We start from the raw sequence: 18,159 nt of genomic DNA on the forward strand, positions 1-18,159 counted from the left end.
GGGATGAGAATTCGCAATTCGCTTTATAACATTTTTTTTGGTCTGCTGGGGCAAGCCATTAGCACCATAATGGGTTTTATCGTTAGAACGGTTTTTATATGGACGCTTGGCGTTGAGTATCTGGGAGTGAGCGGCCTGTTCTCCGATGTGCTCATGCTCCTGTCTCTTGCCAATCTCGGTTTTGAGACCGCGATTATTTACAGCTTGTACCAACCTCTTGCCGATCGGGACGAGGCCAGGATAAAAGCTTTTATGCATTTATTTCGAAAAGCCTATCTGTTCATAGGTATGATTGTGCTCTTGCTGGGGCTTTCCCTGATTCCCTTTCTCGATGTTTTCATTCAGGGGGAAACGACGGTTTCTCATCTCGAACTCATCTATGTGTTATTTCTGCTCCATTCCGTGTCCACCTACTTCTTCGCTTATAAACAGGCCATTATTGTGGCCGACCAGCAGCAGCATGTGATATCGCGAATCCATAGTGTGTATGTCATTGCCATGAACACGATCCAAATCATCGTGCTTCTCTGTACGAAAAACTACATTCTATTCCTTGTGATCCAGATTGGAATGAGCGTTCTCAGAAACAAGTATATTTCCCGCGTGGCCGACCGAAAGTACGAATTCCTGAGGGAGCCGCTCAGTACTCCTCTGGACAAAGGAGAGAAGAAGACCTTTTTTCAAAATCTGCGCTCCCTGCTTATGTACAAAGTGAGCGGCGTTGTCATCAATGGGACGGATAATCTGATTATTGCGAACCTGTTTGGCGTCATATGGGTCGGACTGTATTCCAATTATTATTTGATTCTGACAACCTTAACTACGTTTCTCAGCTATTTCTTCTATTCTCTAACGGCCAGCGTAGGGAATTTGAACGCTACGGAGGATAAGGAGAAGAAGTTTTTCTTCTACTGTGTGTTACGCTTGGCCAACTTTTGGGTGTTCGGGCTTTGTGCCGTCTGTTTGTGGAACTTGCTCGATCCCGTGATTATTTTATGGCTCGGAGGTTCTTTTGTCCTCGGCAAGGAGACCTTGCTTGCGATCCTGCTCAATTTTTATACGACGGGGATGCAAAATGCTTCGACCATGTTCCGGGATACGACAGGCATGTTCCGAAGGGGAAGGTACAGCCCGTTGATCGCAGCGGCAATGAACATCGCATTATCGATTACGCTTGCACGCTTCATCGGGATGCCGGGAGTGTTCCTCGGAACGGTCATTAGCCGGTTGCTAACCTATTTTTGGGTTGATCCTTATTTGCTTCATAAGCACGTATTCTTTCAACCGCTGCGCCCTTATTTTACCCGTTACGCACTGCATGCCGCGTTAGTTCTTCTGGCGGCATCCTTCTGCGGCTGGATTGCAGGCTTGTTCACGCTGCCGCTGTTATGGGATATCGCCGTCAGGGTCCTGCTGTGCCTGACCGTAACGAACCTGATCTTCTATGCGTGCTTTCGCAAATCGAGGGAGTTTATCTACTTAACGAACATAGCCAAGGCGAATCTGGGAAAGCTGTCGATCCTTACTAAATTCAATCCGGTCATACGGAGAGAGGAGACAAGGTAATGGCCATTATGATCACGGGTGGCGCCGGTTATATCGGAAGCCATACTTGCGTAGAAATGCTGGAGGCGGGATATGAAATCGTCGTTCTTGACAATTTCTCCAACAGCCATCCGGAAGCGATTCGCCGGATCTCGGATATTACAGGCAAAGGATTTGCTTTTTATGAAGCGGATCTCCTCGACGAGCAACGCTTGAATCGGATATTCGAGGGACATCGCATCGATGCCGTGATCCATTTTGCCGGCCTGAAAGCGGTTGGGGAATCGGTTCAGGTGCCGCTTGATTACTACCATACGAATCTTACCAGCACGCTGGTTCTGTGCAGGGCGATGGCCAGGCATGGCGTGTATAAGCTGGTATTCAGCTCATCCGCCTCGGTATATGGGGCACCGGACTGTGTTCCCATTTCGGAGGAAGCCAGCCTTGGGGCGGTGAGTCCCTATGGAAGAACCAAACAAATGATTGAGCAAGTACTGCAGGATCTGGCTTCTTCTGACCCGAGATGGGGAATTTCCATTCTCAGATATTTCAATCCCGTCGGTGCACATAAAAGCGGAAAGATCGGAGAGAGCCCCAATGGGACGCCTAACAATTTAATGCCGTTTATTACGCAAGTCGCCGTAGGGAGATTGCCGTCGCTCAAAATATACGGCTCCGATTACCCTACAAAAGACGGAACGGGAATCCGAGATTATATTCATGTCGTGGATTTGGCGCAAGGCCATCTGAAAGCATTGGAGCATTTGGATCATACAAATGGGGTCGAATGTTATAACCTGGGTACGGGCCAGGGGGTTACGGTGCTGGAGATGATCCATTCCTTCGAGAAGGTGTCGGGGGTTCAGATTCCCTATGAAATCGTGGGGCGAAGACCGGGGGATGTCGCGATTTGCTATGCCGATCCGACCAAGTACCTATTGAACCTGGGATGGTTCCCGAAATACGGCATCATCGACATGTGTGAGGATAGCTGGAATTGGCAGGTTCATAATCCGCAAGGGTATTGCGAGAGGATCACGGCCGGGTAATCACCGAATTCGACAAAACTAGTGCTCCAGAGACGACATACTATGACACCATGAAACGTCAAATGTCGTGTATAATGCTACTTAATAAGTATATATTAGGAAACGATGAAATGCGCTTTTGTCTGGGCACTTTAGGCGCGTGGAGTTAGTGGTGCAACCGGCCGAGTAAATTCGGGAGGCAATGCAATCATGGTTGAAGCGGTTCCAGGTAACAATGAACAATTGGACAAGGATTGGGTAGCTATTATCTTAACTGCACGACAAATGGGCCTTTCCATTGAGGACATTCGTAAACTTCTTCGCGATTTTCAGGCACAATCTAATCCCGAATGGCCGCTCCATGTCAATTCAGAAGCATAACTCGCGAGCGTTGACATTAGCGAAAAGAAATCTCCTTTGTTGAGGCGTGTTTACAGATAATGCGCGGTGGACTCAACAATCGGAGATTTCTTTATTCCTGGCTGCCTCAACGCTAGTGGGCATCACGACTCTTCGCGTGTTAGCTTCCACTTATTATATTCCAAAAATTCTTTGAATTGCTCTTTGCTTACGCCAGAAGCCATCGCTTCTTTTACAAGATTAGTCCATTCTTCGTCTAACGCCTCAGCTTCATTCGAGGCTTCTTTATCTTGCAGCAGCTCTTCAACCGAGACCCCAAGAATAACGCTAATCTTCTCCAGAAATTGAATGGAAGGATTCTGCTGAATTCCTCTTTCAATTGAGCTTAAATAGGATTTTGCGACACCGGCTCTTTCGGAGAGTTCTGACAGTGAGTAATTTTTCTTCCTTCGAAGGATTTGAATCCGTTCTCCGATCATGATTTAACCTCCGTGTATACATCTGCTTGTCCCTATTATATCCGATTTGTGCCACCTCCGAAAGCGGCTACAACGGATAGACGGAAACAGGATTCACCTCCTGATTTTGTAAGAGATTAACAAATATACTCTTTTTTTCTGAGAATAATGACAAAAAGGTTCCCTGTTCAACCAATTTCCCGTCATGCATAACTAAAATTTGTTCCGCGTTTTGGATGGTGGACAGCCTATGGGCAACCACAATGACCGTAATGCGCTCCTTCAACCGGTGCAAAGCGGTCAGAATCTTTTTTTCATTCTCCGTATCCAGTGCGCTTGTCGCCTCATCCAGGACAAGGATCGAAGGCTGGCGGATGATGGCTCTTGCCAGCACCAGCCGCTGCCGTTCCCCTCCTGACAGACGAATGCCCCGATCTCCAATGAGCGTCTCCAATTGGTGAGGAAGCTTGCGTACAAATTCAGCTGCCGAGGAGAAATCGAGCGCTTCCCACAGATCGTTCTCCGTGGCGCTCGGTTTAACCATCAACAGGTTTTCTCTTATGCTCGCATTATAGAGAAACGGATCCTGCGCCACATACCCGATGGAGCGTCTGTACGCGAGCAGATTTTCATTCGTGATCGCCATGCCATCCACGAGGATTTGACCGGATTCAGGCTGCATCAGGCCCATAAGGAGGTCGATCAACGTGCTCTTGCCGGCCCCTGATTTGCCAACGATAGCGGTCATCCCTTGGGCAGGAATATGAACGCTGATATTTTGCAAAGCATACACAGGCCGCTGCGGCTGATAACGAAACGAAAGATTTCTGACTTCGATTCCTTGCATAACGAACCAAGGGCCAGGTCCCTGAGCGGGCGATTCGGTAAGCGCGATCGCCTGATCTGCGGCCAACTGGCAGTCATGCTGCAATTGCTGAAGAGCCTTGAAGGCGGGGATGGTCGAAGCCAATTGTTCCAGCTTGGACTGGAGGCTGGTAAATCGCGGCCACAACCTGGCAAAGACCAGAATAACGATCAACAAAGACGGTCCCTCAGCCGGAAAAAAGCGAAATGACACAAAGATAAATCCGGCAATAAGCAGTGAGGACGATATTTTATACAACAGCTGGGAATTCAGCCTTAGCCGCACATAATCCAGCTGCTCTTGCATGGTTCCTTCGGTAAGCTGCTGGTGCCACTCCAAGCGGGAGGGTTCCAGGTTGTTGCTCTTTATATCTTTCATTCCCTGAAGCTGGTCAGTGATTCCCGCCAGATAAGCTTGGGCGAGCTTGGACGTATGGCTGCCGAGCTGCTTGGATTTGCGAATAAATCCGCGGGAAAGAAAGGCAAGCATGGCTCCGCAGGCAATCACGAACAGCGTTATCGTCGGTGAGATCCAGAAGGCGAAAATAATCTGAACGAGGGTAAACAAGGCAGATGTAATGAATTGGAGGAGCAGACTGATTCCCCCCAAGACTCTGGCGGTCTCGATCGTAAGGGCATTCACCAGATCGGAAGTTCTGCGGTGTAGGAAAAAAGACCATTGCGCTCTTAGAAGAGCGCTGTAATTCTCGTAACGCAGCTGTCGGCTGAAATGTTGCTCTATCTCGGCATTGCGGATCGTAACGGCCCGATGAATGAGGTTTTGAATGACGACAATCAGCAGGTAGACCGTGAGAATAATGGCTAGGGAAGAAGCCTGCGGCAAGCTGTGCAGGATGTTCAAAAACTGCAGCCTGTTCTCCCAAGCCGGCTCTGACAACAGAACGCCGCCAACCGTAAGCATGGGGATGAGCAGAAGAAATGTCATGCCTTCCAGGAGACTGCTGATCACCATGCCAATAATGTTGATGCTTAATCGTAACCCTGCCGTTTTATGAAGCCGCTTCATGTAAAGCGTAATCGAGTTCATAAGTCTGTCCCTGCGCTTTTCGCGAATTTCTCCACCACGACGAACTGCTTCATCATCTCGGCGCCGGTAATGTATATCGAGCCGCTGCGGAGCCAGGCGTGTGCGATCAGTTCGCCGTTTTTATTTTTCCCGGTCCCCAAATATAAAGTGCTGTTCAGGTTTCTTTTCTCAAGCATTTTCATGCCTGCTATCGCTCTTACCAAGCATTTGCTCTCCCAGAACGTGTGCCGGCTCGCGATATGGATCGCGCTCCGAATATGCTTCATGGTTTTTGTATCCGACGGATCATGGACTTCCGGCGTTTCCATGGATCGTCTCCCCAGCAGCGGCGAGATCTTCGCGAACGGAAAATACAAAAGAATGCGCGCCCACCCCAAATAAAGATAAGCTTCCGCAAATAAAAGGAATGTCTTCCGGTCGAACAAGCATAACCATATCCATCTTCTCAACCGGTTCATAGCCGCTTCACAAGCCTTATCAACCCTTCACGTTCCAAATCCGAGAGGAACAGGAGAATGTCTTCCTCGCATTCCGGCGGCTCTACCTCATAGTCGGATAAAATGGATCGAATAATATGTTCCGCCTTCACGGGCGTGACAAGCATGTCCCAGATCTCGCCGCCAAGCGTACCGAGATTATAGTATTTTCCCTTCTGGACGCTTAACATCACTTTTTCGCCGGCCATATCGCTAACGATATGGCCCTCGCATTGAACAAGCGTATCGACAGGGGCGATCGAATGAAGGTTGCTCATTGGTCATTCTCTCCTTGCCGGGTTATGTTTAAGATGACAGATGTCAGATCAAGCGCGCTGAATCCAACCATGGGGCGGTGCAGACGGTACATCCCGATCTGGTGAACGAAGGATGTCAGGGTCTTGAAGTGCCATTCCATCAATCCCAGCGGCTGCACCAACAAATTACGGTACGTATGGTGGAAGAGGACTCGTAAGCGATCCAACCCCTGGATCGGCGCACTATGAGTCGCTGCATCCCAGGGAACCAACTCAAAGATGCTTGCCAAAGGAAGAGGTTCATCATGAAAGTTGGACCCCGCGGGCACGGCAAATTTCGTATTACGCTCATAAAGCGGGGTGTAACTGGCATTGTCCATTCCCATGTGCTTCAATGTGTCCGCCCATAATTTTTGCTGAGGATAAGATGGAACAACCCAGGGAGAGCCTTGAGTCATCACGACGGGAATAACATCATCGCTAAGCAGCGGATATCCTTCGGACATCAGGTGCAAGGCCAAGGTGGATTTGCCCGCCCCGGAGTCGCCGATAATGGCATAGGCCTTCCCGTCAATAGCCACGGCGCTGCCGTGCAAAGGCATAATTTTGCGCTGCAGCAATAGAATGCCCATGCAAGTCCCCAGAATAAAAAGCCGAACCCAATCCTCTTCCGCCTGATCGAACGGAGAGACCAGAATGGAGGAGCCATCCTGTACCGCATATATAGCTGCCCCAGGTACCCGAAACATAACCGTACGGCCGTGATCCAGAATAGCCAAGTTGCCATAGGAATGAATGGTGCTGTTCCAGAGAGGCTGCAAGTCTGTCCGCCGTACCGTAATGTTGTCCATAGGCTCGCGCTCGCTAGCCTGAGGCAGTTCCGGTAATGCAAAGTCGCTCTCAATACGGAAGCCAAAAGCTTTATAATGGTCAGTCCTTACCGCTGCTCGTTCGGTCATGCTCATCTCTCCAAGGTTTTTTAAATGAGAACAGGGGAACCCTTATACCCGCTGAGAAGTATAAGGGTACCGCATCATAACCGCATTCATTAAGCCTGTTGTCTAGCTATCCATCGGATCGTAATGCACGTCTTCATCCGGGTCCGGCTGGAAAGCATCCGGCGTAGAGGTACCCGGCCCAGCCATGGTCTGATGAACATCCAACACTTCAAGGGACGGCTTGCTGTACGGCTTTTTCATGGTTACACCTCCTTTCCAGAGATTCTTGACAGGAATTTATGGAAGATGAACCCGCGCATCAGCACGCGGAACTTGAGATCGAAGGCAAGCTCCGGCCGCGGATAATCCCGGATATCGTCCAGCAGCTCCTGAAGCAGGGGGGCATTCAGATAATAAGAAGTTCGCGGATCGCCAATCATCTGTTCAAACTCCCGGATCAATCCACTCCACTCGGGCATGAGTCTGAACACGCCGTAAGCGCCCTGCACGCCGCGTCTTTTTCGATTTAATCTCACCTTGTCGGGCAGGTAGCGGGCGGTTGCCCTGCGTATGAGCGAACGGTCGACGCCTTGCTGAACGAACTGTTCATCAGGTACCGACAGACAGAAGCGGACGACCCGCAAATCATTGGTGGGATCCCTGTCCCAGATTTTATGCTTAAGGGAAAGCTTCGTGCCGATCGTTCCGTTAATATTCCAAAAGTACAGTTGATTAAAGTGGTCTTTGCGAATGTCATACGCATTCTGAGTCGATGATCCCCAGACGTCCATGCCGCAGGCCTTCATGCAGTCCGTTACATTGGTTTTGCTGGCGAACTCCGGGTTAATCAAGACCGGCAGCGCAGGGTCGCTTCCCGGAGCAATCAGCGGGGCGAGCCAAGGAAAGCTCTTTTTGCCGACGATTTGAAGCACTTTCCAGGGATTCGCCCCAAGCGATTGGCAATAACGTCTGTACTCCCAGAAGAACGAGACGAGACGTCCTTTCCTTAGCAGACTGGCCTGGTAATCCATGGCGGGCCCCCAGGATATGGTCCAGTTCCCCCTCTGTCCGGTAAGCATAATCCCGATGCCCTGGGCAGAGGCTTGTTCATAGATTCCCTTAAGCCAAAAGGAGTTCTCAAAAAATTTATACGGCATCTCCAGCGTATCAAGCCATTCGTCAATGACGGAGTAAGGGTTGCTTGCCGGATAACTGGATACATTCATCTCGATATTGCCTGCATGCTCCGCCGTGGACCGTATGTATTCTCTTTCATCCGCAAAACGGCTGCCTGAAGTGAAATCGGAAAAGCCCTCGACCGGATAATAGCTGAAGGTATAGAGAGGCTTGTTGATGGCTCTCAACATCGGAGCGGCAAAGCTAACCACCGAACCGGAATCAAGTCCGCCGCTTAGGTGTGCTCCGACATGGCGGCATGTTCTTAGACGGGCATGAACGGCAGTCTGAAAAACATCCCGGAACGCTTCCTCATATTCCTCGTTGCTTGCAAGCACAAGCTTGTCACTATGCCGCAGCCGGCAGTATTGTTGAAAGATTACTTTCCCGTTGGCAACGAAAATGGAATGGGAAGGGGGAACCTGCTTAATGGATTGATACACGGTAGAAAATGAATCTACGGCGTCTGTCGTGATCGGGATAGCAAGGAATTGGGAAATCCAGCGTTCGTTCAAGTCTCTTTTCACGTGCGGGAGCTTTAGAAGCGGTTCCATGACTGTGCAGAATGAGAGCAGTTCCGGGGATTGATGAAAGTAAAGGGTCCGTGTTCCGGAAAAATCCCTTGCGCCAAACATCGTGCGATCCCTGCCATCCCAAATGATGAAAGCGAAATCCCCTACGAGATGTTTGGGCATATCATGGCCCCATTTCATATATGCTTGGAGAATAAGCTGGCTGTCCGTTATGGTCTGAAGAGCCTGCTTGGATAGCTGAAGCTGGTCTGCTAATTCGTCCCGATTATCAATCATCGCATCCGAAGTAATGGCGAGCGATGTAACCGGATCATAGCAGGGCAGGACCTCGTTGATGGATTGGGGCGTAATGCACTGCTGGAGGCATCCCAGAAAGAGGGAACCGTTACTCCAACTGCTTATGTAATCAGCGGGAAAGCGCCGCAAGGCATCGATCATTTCTCTCCCAAGTCCGGGTTCCAACTTATCGTGTTGAAGGTGATAAAGGCCTGCTATTGCACCCATCGTCGTTCTCCTCCGGATACACATCCTCGTTCTTGCCGAAGAACAATGAAACTAAAATCGTTCTTAATAAAGAACTCGAATAAAGAGTAACATCCCTCTTTAAGGATTGTCAACCCTGGGTCAAAGAAAGGGCGGGACTGCAAAAATAGAACTGGATGGGAACGTGGACATTCTGACAACGAGACTCCGCACCAAATGCTGAGAGAGCCGGCCGGAATTTGCCGGTTATGCCTTGACGGTCCGTATAATTCAACTCATCTGGCGTGCCAAAATCTGTCGCCTTGTGGTTGATCATGTTCATATATGCTTTATAATGAACCTAAACAGTTATGCAGCGGAGGTAATGATATGTTTTCTTACGTTTTCGCCTTCCTTCTTTCTGCTTGTATCGTCCTTTTTCTGATTCCTCCCTTCAAGAAATTGGCCTTTCGCATCGGCTTCGTCGATCAGCCGCAGGCGGATAATGAACGGAAAATACATAGGCAGCCCATTCCCTTGTTGGCAGGGGCTGCGATTTTTATCGGCTTTTGCATCACCTATGTGTCGTTCGTCCCGCATTCCTTGACGAAGATGGCAGGCATTCTCGGCGGGGGGCTGCTCATCCTGTCCATCGGCATGGTGGATGATTGGTACAAGACCCGGCGCAAGGATTTTCCTGCGCTGCCGAAGCTTATCGTGCAGGTAGGGGCCGCCGCCTTGGTCTACGCTTCCGGTATCGCTTTCATCGGCTTCAACAACCCGTTCACGGGGCAATTCATCTATTTGCCGGAATGGCTTCAGTTCCTCCTGACGGTAACCTGGATATTCGGCGTCACGACGGTCATTAACTTTTCGGACGGGATGGACGGTCTGGCAGGGGGACTGACCGCGATCTCGGCGGGGACGTTGTTCATCGTCGGCATCTCGCACGGGCAGGGAACTCCGGCGATGATGGCTTTGATCCTGGTCGGAGCGGCAATAGGGTATTTGCGTTACAACAAGCCGCCGGCCAATGTCTTTATGGGCGACGCCGGGGCGACGTTTCTCGGCTTCATGCTGGGGGTGGTGGCGCTCGACGGCGCGTTCAAGCAAGCAACGCTCTTATCGCTTTTCATTCCGATTCTCGCGGTGGGCGTGCCGATATTCGACAATATTTTGGTCGTCTTCCGGCGGATGCTTAACGGGCAGCCGATCTACAAAGCGGATGCGACCCAGGCGCATTACCGTCTGCTGGCGGTCGGATTGAACCAGAAGCAGGTTGTCATCTTCTTGTGTTTGCTGAATCTTTGCTTCGGGCTGACTTCCATTATTTTATCGCTGCTGCCCGTCTGACGGGTGAAATGCAGCATGGGTGGATGTAACACCCTCTCACATCGTGCGAACAACGAATAACCTCTAAACCATATGAAATCAGGTGAACGCGGATGACGGAAGAAGAAGCGCAGGCCCTTGGGTGGGACGCGATTGATGCGAAATTGAAGGAAGTGTACGGGGACACGGAGCCGCTTCATTATGGCACCGTCTTGCCCTATATGCTGGGCGGCGAGGATCCGCTGGACGGGATCAGCGTCTTTGCGCAGGCCGAGCCGGAGCCGCATTGGCATTATGTCACATACGGCTTCTCGGAGTTGTACGAGAAGGAAGGGGACGACCCGGAGATCAGCGGCTATGGCTTCGAACTGACGATGCGGCTGAAGCGGGAGGGGGAAGAGGAACCTCCGGCATGGCCGATGAACATGCTGCAGAATCTGGCCCGGTATGTATTCCGGTCAGGCAATGTGTTCGCGGCAGGGCATTATTTGGATGCGAACGGTCCGATCGCGCTTGACTCGGATACGGAGATGAGGGCGCTTTTCTTCATGCGGGACAGCCAACTGGGCGAGATGGATACGCCGAACGGGAGCGTACAATTCCTGCAGGTGGCCGGCATTACGCTGGACGAGCTCGACATGATGCAGTCATGGAGAAGCAGCGGCTTCCTGCCAATGATGGAGGAGGTTCTGCCGCTGGGCATCACCGATCTGAAGCGGACCTCGGTGCTTCGCGATCCGGATACCGCCGCCAGAGCGGAAGAGGGGATGCGGAGGGACGGCTCCGGGACAGGCAGCCTGTTCATCGATAGTCTGGCCTGGCAGGAGGAGAAGAAGTTCATGCGGGGGGCGGTATATACGATTGAGATCGGAGCGAAGCAGGCACCTTCGATTGCTCAAATACTGCGCGGCCGTATCCCGTACCGGGAGGCGCTGTATTTAATCGGCCCGAACCGGCCTATCGCCTGCCTTCCCGGCGACGAGCCTCAGGCCGTCGTGCAGGACGACGCTCTCGAGCTGCATCTGAACGAGCAGGCGCTGGAGGAGCTGGCTTCGCGGCTCGTGCCGCGTCAAGGAACGTTCACGATTGCTTCCCTGCCGAAGGTGCAATTTCACATCGTCAAGACCGAGATCCGGAACCAAGACGGCGAAGTCGTCAAGACGATCGGTTAACTGGAAGGAATATGGCGCTCATTTGCCCTCTGTCTTCTCTGAGAAGATAGGGGCTTTTTCATCAAAAAAAGGGCCGCGCCAGCACGGGGAACTGCGTGTACTGTACGGGCCCTTCGAAGAGGGGCTTGGTTAAAAAGAAGTTCACTAAGGAAGGGGCGGGACCGTTACTGGCGAATGCGCTGCTCGATCTTGCCCGTAATCTCTTTCTTCGCCTTCATGTACTGTTCGACCACTTCATAGAGCGTGACGCCGGTGTCAAGCGATTTTTTGTTCATGAACATGGAATATCCGTCTCCGCCCGCGATCAGGAAGTCGTTGGTCGCGACATGATACGTTCTGTCTTCTTCCAGCGCCTTGCCGCCCACTTTGACGTCGGTCACGCGGCTGCCCTTCGGCTGCTTCAAGTCGAAGTCGAAGGACATGCCCGCAATTTGGGGGAAGCGCCCGGAGCCGGACTCGATTTCGCTGACTCCGTTTTCGAGAGCGGCCTTCAGGTCGCTGCCCTTCACTTCAACGACAGCGAGCGTGTTCGGGAACGGCAGCACGTCGTACAAATTCCGCTTCGTCACATCACCCTTCATAATGGTCGTGCGGATGCCGCCCGAGTTCGTGATGGCCAGATCGGCTTCCAAGCCGGGCATCGTCCGGGTGCGCTCCAGCATCGCGTCCGCGACCAGATTGCCCATGATCGTCTCCTGCTTCTGCACTCTCGATCGGTCCCCGTCCAGATCGACGCTCGCCGTCGCGATTTTTTCATTCAAGAGCGCATCGGTCTCTTTTTTCAGCGACTCGACGATGGCGGCTACGTCCGGGTCGGGCTTCGTCGTTTCGTCATATTTGAGCAGTCCGCCGGAGAAATGAACCAAATCTTCGCCATGATAGTACAGATCGACCCGGCCCAGCGACTTGGCGTATTCCCAATCCTGCACGATGTAGGTGCTATTGACCAGCTCCGGCTCATCGACCGGGGTATGGGTGTGGCCGCCGACGATGATGTCGATGCCCGGCACCTGCTTCGCCATCTCGCGATCATACTCCAGGCCGGTATGGCAGAGCACGATGACATGATCGGCCACTTGGCGGAGCTTCGGCACCCATTCCTTCGCGACCTCGATCGGGTCCCGGAACGTCAGGCCCTTCACATTGTCAGGATGGGTAACAATCGGCGTGTCCTTCGTGACCAAGCCGAGGATGGCGAAGGTCTTGCCGCCCACCTGCTTTGTGACATAAGGCTGAAGCATAGGCTTGCCTTCCGCGTCGAAGACGTTGGCGGCCAGCACAGGGAACTCGAACATCTTCGTCAGCCTCGCAAGCTGCTCATGGCCGAAGTCATATTCGTGGTTGCCCGACGCCATGAAGTCGTACCCGAGGGCATTGGCCAGCTTCGTCGCCGTTTCTCCTTTGGATAGATTCACGTAAATGGTGCCTTGAATCATATCTCCGGCATCCAGCAGCATCGTATTCGGATTTTCCTCGCGCAGATCCTTCATCAAGGTGGCGAGCTTCGCGTAGCCCATTTCTTTCGCTTTGGCATCTTCGAGAACGTGGCCATGCAGATCGTTCGTATGCCCGATGGTGACATGCGTCGTAACCGCGCCGCCGAGCGCCTTGAAGAACTGATCGCGGGTCACCGTGTCTCCGGCCAGCTCGAGACGCAACCCTGCTCTTTCCGCCACGCTCTGGAGCGTCGCCGCCGGAGCCGGATGATGGAGCTCTTTCCATTGCTCCGCATCGACGATCCCCTCCTGCTTCGCCCACGTTAGCGATGTGGCGGCCCAATGCTTGAACGCCGGATCGGCGGTCTTCACGGACTCCGCCGCGCCCTGCACGCGCGCGAGCATCGCGATCGCTTCCACGAGGGTGATCGGGCGATCCAGCGCGAGCCCGTCCTTGGTTCCGAATATGTAGTTCTTATCCTGCATCCATTGGATGTGATCGATAGGGCGGATTGGCGCCGCAAATAGGGAGCCGGCGAACAAGGCGCTTATCAGCGTCGTCAGGACCGCGGCTGTGCCAAGCTTCTTTTTGTTCATACATAACCTCCGTCGCAAGAAGAAATCGTGGGAATCAAGAGAGCTTGATATGATATATATTTAACTTAGGGCAAGCGAATGAGGGGATTGTTAACGGAAGTTATCGTTTTTGTAAAGGCGGGTGTCGGGGGATATAAAAAGCAAGGCCGTTCCGGTCGCAGATGACAGGACGGCCTTGCCGCATACCGATGATATTGTGGGCTGGCCGCAGGGTTGCATGCGCGGGCGGGTGCCCGGCAGCACGCGGCTTACAGCTCGTCGAAGCCGTTGTCGTCGCCGACCTTGCCGTAGGTGCGCGATTTCGCTTCGAAGAAATCGGTCTTCGTCGAATTGAGCGCCTCGTCGGAGAAGGGCTTAATCCATGGCATGCAATTCACGTCGACGCCTTCATAGGCCTTTTCCATGCCCATCATGGCGAGGCGGCGGTTCGCGATATATTTAATGTAATCGCTCAGCTCGCGCAGATCGATGCCGCGAATATTGCTAAGCGTGTAATGCGCCCAGTTCGTCTCCAGCTGAACGGCCCGGTCGATGGTCTCGTAGACGAACCGGCGGTTCTCGTCGGTATTCAGTTCCGGGAAGTCGCGCAGCAGCTGCTTGAACACTTCGCCGAAGAAGTAGCAGTGCTGGTTCTCGTCGCGCTGGATGTACGAGATCATTTGGCTCGTGGCCATCATCTTCTGGTCGCGCGCCAGGTTATAGAAGAAGGCGAACGTGCTGTAGAAAAATACGCCTTCGAGAATCAGATCCGCGACGAGCGCTTCGAAGAATGTCTGCGGCGTCGGATTGTCCCGGAACGTCTGGTAAATGTCCGCAATGAAGCGGTTGCGCTCCAGGAGCACGGCATCATGCTTCCAATATTCGAAAATGTCCTTCTGCTCCTGCTCCGACACGAGCGAGGACAGCACATAAGAATAAGATTGATTGTGAACCACTTCCTGCTGGGCGATAATGGCCGAAATGGCCTCCAGGGAGGAATCGGTGAAAAACCGCTTCACATCGCCTACGAACATCGTCTGCATCGAATCGAGCACCGCCAGCAGCGAGATATTAATCTTGAAGGCGCGCTGCTCGTCGGGCGTCAGATTCGGAAATTGCTGGGCATCCTTGGACATCGGAATCTCATCGGCGATCCAATGGTTCAGCAGAAGCACCTTGTACAGCTTGTACATATGCGGCATTCGGATATCGTCCCAGTTCAGAATACCGGAGCATTCGCCCAGAATAATGCGGGTCGATTGATTCGGCGCCTCGGTATTGAATATTTTTTGCAGTTTCAGTTCGTGATCGAGTAAAGTCATCATTTTCTTCCTTTCCTCACGTTATCATCATTCTATCTGCCGCAGGGGGAGGAAGCCGTTCCCGAAGAAGCGGGATTGCTTCCGGAGATGCGAAGCCGCCCCCGGAGGCGGGCAGTCCTGCATTCGCTTTACGAGCTGCATGCTTCGCATTCCTCGACGGTCAACGCCTGGCTGCGCACGTAATAGGTCGATTTCAAGCCGGCCTTCCAGGCATGCAGATGCAGGTTAAGGAAATCGACGGCCCGGATATCGGGACGGACATACAGGTTGAAGCTCTGGCCCTGGTCGATATGGCGCTGGCGGGCGCCCGCCATGCGGATCGACCAATTTTGATCGAGGCGGAATGCCGTCTTGTAATACCACATCGTCTTGTCGGATAAGTCCGGCGCCGGATTGGCGATTTTGTACGTGGTCTTCTCTTCATAGCTGAGCAGCTCGTATACCGGATCGATGCTGGCCGTCGAGCCGGCAATGATCGAGGTGGAGCCATTCGGCGCGACCGCCATCAGCCAGGCGTTGCGCATCCCGTTCGCCTTGACCTCGGCCGCAAGCTCCTTCCACTGATCGGTCGTCACGAAGCGGCCGGGGCGCGTTCCGGTCGTATATTCGCGCTGCTCGAAGTAACGGCCGTTCTCCCATTCGGATTGGGCGAACAGCGGATAAGCGCCTTTTTCCTTCGCCAGCTCCATGCTCGCCCGCACCGCCAGATAATGAATCCGTTCATAGAGATGATCGTTGTATTCCACGGCCTCATCCGATTCCCAGGCGATGCCTTCCAGCGCAAGCAGATGATGCAGGCCGAAGGTACCGAGGCCGATCGCGCGATAGCGCCGGTTCGTATGCTGGGCTTGCAGCACCTCGATATTGTTGATGTCGATGACGTTATCGAGCATCCGCACCTGAATCGGGACGAGGCGTTCGAGCACGCCGGCCCGCACGGCGCGCGCCAGATGAATCGAGTTCAGGTTGCAGACGACGAAGTCGCCCGGAATCTTGCTGATGATGATGCGGGCGCGCCCGTCTTCCAGGACCAGCTCTTCCTGTTCGATTGTGGTCGGAGACATGTTCTGCATAATCTCGGTACAGAGATTGGAGCAGTAAATGGTGCCATGCGCCTTGTTCGGATTGGCCCGGTTGGCGGTATCCTTGTAGAACATATAAGGCGTTCCGGTCTCCAGCTGAGACTTCAGGATGCGCTTCATGATGTCGATGGCCGGCAGCGTAATGCGCGACAGCCGCGGGTTCGCCACCGCCTCGGCATACTTCTCGCGGAACTGTCCCTGCCCCGCCTGTTCGTCATAGAAATCTTCCAGTCCGAGCGGCCGTCCGTTCCCGTCGGCCCACCCCATCGTCTTCTTCACTTCATGCGGGCAGAACAGATGCCAGTCTTCGCGCTTCTCGACCGCCTCCATGAACAGATCCGGAATGCAGACGCCATGGAAAATATCATGCGCGCGCATGCGCTCGTCGCCGTTATTTAATTTGAGATCGAGGAAGGACAGAATGTCCTTATGGAACACGTCCAGATAGACGGCAATGGCGCCTTTGCGCGTGCCGAGCTGGTCGACGCTCACGGCGGTATTGTTCAGCTGGCGAATCCAGGGGATGACGCCGGAGCTCGTATTTTTGTGGCCGCGAATGTCGGAGCCGCGCGCCCGCACCTTGCCGAGATAGACGCCGATGCCGCCGCCCATCTTGCTCAGCCGGGCCACATCGGTATTCGAATCGAAGATGCCTTCCAGCGAGTCGTCCACCGTATCGATGAAGCAGCTCGACAGCTGTCCGGCGACCTTCTTGCCCGCGTTCGCCATCGTCGGCGTCGCGGCGGTCATATAGAGATTGCTCATCGCCCAATAGGCTTCCTTGGCCAGCTCGACCCGGCGCTCCTCCGGTTCTTGATGCATCAGGTACATGGCGATGATCATATAGCGCTCCTGCGGCAGCTCCATCGTGCGCCCTTCGAAATCAACCGCCAAATACCGTTCCGCGAGGGTCAGCAGCCCGATATAGTCGAACAGCTCGTCGCAGGCCGGAACGATGGCCTGGCCCAGCTCCCGAATCTGATCGGGCGTGTAGGCCTCCAGCAGCTCCTGGCGGTAAATGCCGATATCGGCCAACTGCTTAACCAGCTTGTAGAAGTCGCCGTACGGACGGTCGGCATATGCCTTGTAGCTGCGGTGCAGGGCCGCTTCCTTATACAGCTTCGTCAGCAGGGCGCGAGCCGCGACGAACTTCCATTGCGGTTCCTCGACGGATACCAGCTCCAATGCGGTCATGATGCAAGCCTGCGTGATGTCGGATGCCTGAACCTGGCTGTGACGGAGCTTGGCCAGGACGCCCCGGTGCCAGCGTTCGCGATCCAGCCTCGGGTATTCGCCCATGATGCGCTCGCCGTAACGCAGGATGCGCTCCGCGTCGAACGCGAGCGAGCGATTATTCGGTTTGTGTACGGTCTGAACGGTATGATTGGTGGTTAGCATCCGTATTCCTCCTCGAACAGAACAATAAAAATAGCCGTTCCTTCGCGAGAACAGCTCAGGAACGGCATGGCAAAGCCGTATGTATCCGGGGGCTTCTTATGATGGCGGCTGCGCATCAACAGGACAAGGCGCAGCTCCCCCGCAACCACGCAGCTGCGTTCGCCGCCGAAGGCGGTACGCATCGCAGCGCGGCCTGAACACGTTCCCTATTCCGCGTAGGGACATCAATGTGCTGCGATACAGGCAGGTCTCCTGGCTCGAAGCCGAATACCTCGGCGGCCTTCCCGGGACATTCGTCCCAGTGGACATAGAAAAGGCGGCTCTCTATAGAGCGCCTGTTCTGCCGGGTACTTGCCCCGGAACGGAGATGATCGATGTTCCGGAAGCGCTTCTAACAGTGGCGGGACCGCGACGGATTCGCACCGTCTTCCCTATTAAGCCGGGGCCCGACGCGCATCGCTTTGTCGAACCGCAGCACCTGTATCGTTCAATATGTTGTTGTACTTATGCCAATATACTACAACATATTGGGGATGTAAATAGGTTAGAGGTGATATTCCTCATAGGAAAACGACAGGATTTGAGACAGCTCCGCGTGCTGTTTTTCTGCCTCAGAGCAGAGGAGATGAGAAGCTGCGAGACATATTTCGGGAAATTTGAAGGAGGCAGGGATGGACGTTACAATAAGCGCCTGAA

At 53.3% G+C, this 18,159-nt stretch carries 16 protein-coding genes and 2 riboswitches; of the genes, 5 read left to right on the forward strand and 11 right to left on the reverse strand.

Annotated features, from left to right (window positions below):
* Positions 1 to 3: 3 nt before the first annotated feature.
* The 3 genes from L6439_RS00900 (at position 4) to L6439_RS00910 (ending at position 2,954) form a co-directional block, all read left to right on the forward strand.
* Positions 4 to 1,566 (forward strand): lipopolysaccharide biosynthesis protein, encoded by a 1,563-nt coding sequence (locus tag L6439_RS00900; protein WP_168180011.1) that lies wholly within the window; start codon positions 4 to 6, stop codon positions 1,564 to 1,566.
* A complete protein-coding gene (gene galE / locus L6439_RS00905) occupies positions 1,566 to 2,594 on the forward strand; it encodes a UDP-glucose 4-epimerase GalE (RefSeq protein ID WP_213468584.1) in 1,029 nt (342 codons plus the stop codon). Before L6439_RS00900 ends, galE begins: the two co-directional genes overlap by 1 nt.
* 89 nt (positions 2,595 to 2,683) lie before the next feature.
* A riboswitch (cyclic di-GMP riboswitch) is annotated at positions 2,684 to 2,766 on the forward strand.
* A 17-nt stretch (positions 2,767 to 2,783) separates the two neighbouring features.
* Positions 2,784 to 2,954 (forward strand): anti-repressor SinI family protein, encoded by a 171-nt coding sequence (locus L6439_RS00910; protein ID WP_168180009.1) that lies wholly within the window; start codon positions 2,784 to 2,786, stop codon positions 2,952 to 2,954.
* Between the two features lie 122 nt (positions 2,955 to 3,076).
* Here the strand turns inward: L6439_RS00910 and L6439_RS00915 are convergent, their stop codons facing one another.
* From L6439_RS00915 to L6439_RS00945, 7 genes are all read right to left on the reverse strand, one after another.
* The gene (locus L6439_RS00915; protein WP_006678401.1) at positions 3,077 to 3,412 is read right to left on the reverse strand and encodes a helix-turn-helix domain-containing protein; all 336 of its coding nucleotides are present in this window, start codon (positions 3,410 to 3,412) and stop codon (positions 3,077 to 3,079) included.
* 67 nt (positions 3,413 to 3,479) lie between these two features.
* Positions 3,480 to 5,303 carry an ABC transporter ATP-binding protein gene (locus L6439_RS00920; protein ID WP_213468585.1) on the reverse strand — a complete coding sequence of 608 codons (1,824 nt, stop codon included), beginning with the start codon at positions 5,301 to 5,303 and terminating at the stop codon, positions 3,480 to 3,482.
* Positions 5,300 to 5,761: a lasso peptide biosynthesis B2 protein gene (locus L6439_RS00925; RefSeq protein ID WP_213468586.1), complete on the reverse strand. Its 462-nt coding sequence runs from the start codon at positions 5,759 to 5,761 to the stop codon at positions 5,300 to 5,302. Before L6439_RS00925 ends, L6439_RS00920 begins: the two co-directional genes overlap by 4 nt.
* A complete protein-coding gene (locus L6439_RS00930; RefSeq protein ID WP_213468587.1) occupies positions 5,758 to 6,057 on the reverse strand; it encodes a lasso peptide biosynthesis PqqD family chaperone in 300 nt (99 codons plus the stop codon). The genes L6439_RS00925 and L6439_RS00930 overlap by 4 nt, the downstream gene beginning before the upstream one ends.
* Entirely contained in the window at positions 6,054 to 6,995 is a 942-nt protein-coding gene (locus tag L6439_RS00935; RefSeq protein WP_213468588.1) for an aldolase, read from the reverse strand. Before L6439_RS00935 ends, L6439_RS00930 begins: the two co-directional genes overlap by 4 nt.
* Before the next feature lie 102 nt (positions 6,996 to 7,097).
* Entirely contained in the window at positions 7,098 to 7,235 is a 138-nt protein-coding gene (locus L6439_RS00940; protein ID WP_213468589.1) for a paeninodin family lasso peptide, read from the reverse strand.
* A gap of 2 nt (positions 7,236 to 7,237) precedes the next feature.
* Positions 7,238 to 9,187: an asparagine synthase-related protein gene (locus L6439_RS00945; protein WP_213468590.1), complete on the reverse strand. Its 1,950-nt coding sequence runs from the start codon at positions 9,185 to 9,187 to the stop codon at positions 7,238 to 7,240.
* 348 nt (positions 9,188 to 9,535) lie between these two features.
* Here L6439_RS00945 and L6439_RS00950 point away from each other — a divergent pair, with 348 nt between their 5' ends.
* Entirely contained in the window at positions 9,536 to 10,498 is a 963-nt protein-coding gene (locus L6439_RS00950) for an MraY family glycosyltransferase (protein ID WP_168180002.1), read from the forward strand.
* Between the two features lie 92 nt (positions 10,499 to 10,590).
* Positions 10,591 to 11,649: a suppressor of fused domain protein gene (locus tag L6439_RS00955; protein ID WP_168180001.1), complete on the forward strand. Its 1,059-nt coding sequence runs from the start codon at positions 10,591 to 10,593 to the stop codon at positions 11,647 to 11,649.
* 164 nt (positions 11,650 to 11,813) lie between these two features.
* On the opposite strand, the gene L6439_RS00960 is transcribed toward L6439_RS00955, so the two are convergent.
* From L6439_RS00960 to L6439_RS00975, 4 genes are all read right to left on the reverse strand, one after another.
* Positions 11,814 to 13,682: a bifunctional metallophosphatase/5'-nucleotidase gene (locus L6439_RS00960; protein WP_213468591.1), complete on the reverse strand. Its 1,869-nt coding sequence runs from the start codon at positions 13,680 to 13,682 to the stop codon at positions 11,814 to 11,816.
* 248 nt (positions 13,683 to 13,930) lie between these two features.
* Entirely contained in the window at positions 13,931 to 14,962 is a 1,032-nt protein-coding gene (locus L6439_RS00965) for a ribonucleotide-diphosphate reductase subunit beta (RefSeq protein ID WP_172878916.1), read from the reverse strand.
* A gap of 149 nt (positions 14,963 to 15,111) precedes the next feature.
* On the reverse strand, positions 15,112 to 17,463 hold the full coding sequence (locus tag L6439_RS00970) for a ribonucleoside-diphosphate reductase subunit alpha (protein ID WP_213468592.1): 2,352 nt from the start codon (positions 17,461 to 17,463) through the stop codon (positions 15,112 to 15,114).
* On the reverse strand, positions 17,457 to 17,645 hold the full coding sequence (locus L6439_RS00975) for a hypothetical protein (protein WP_168179998.1): 189 nt from the start codon (positions 17,643 to 17,645) through the stop codon (positions 17,457 to 17,459). Before L6439_RS00975 ends, L6439_RS00970 begins: the two co-directional genes overlap by 7 nt.
* Positions 17,646 to 17,688: 43 nt before the next feature.
* Positions 17,689 to 17,960, reverse strand: a riboswitch (cobalamin riboswitch).
* Between the last annotated feature and the right edge of the window lie 199 nt (positions 17,961 to 18,159).

The sequence above is a fragment of the Paenibacillus dendritiformis genome, assembly GCF_021654795.1.
GTDB lineage: Bacteria > Bacillota > Bacilli > Paenibacillales > Paenibacillaceae > Paenibacillus_B.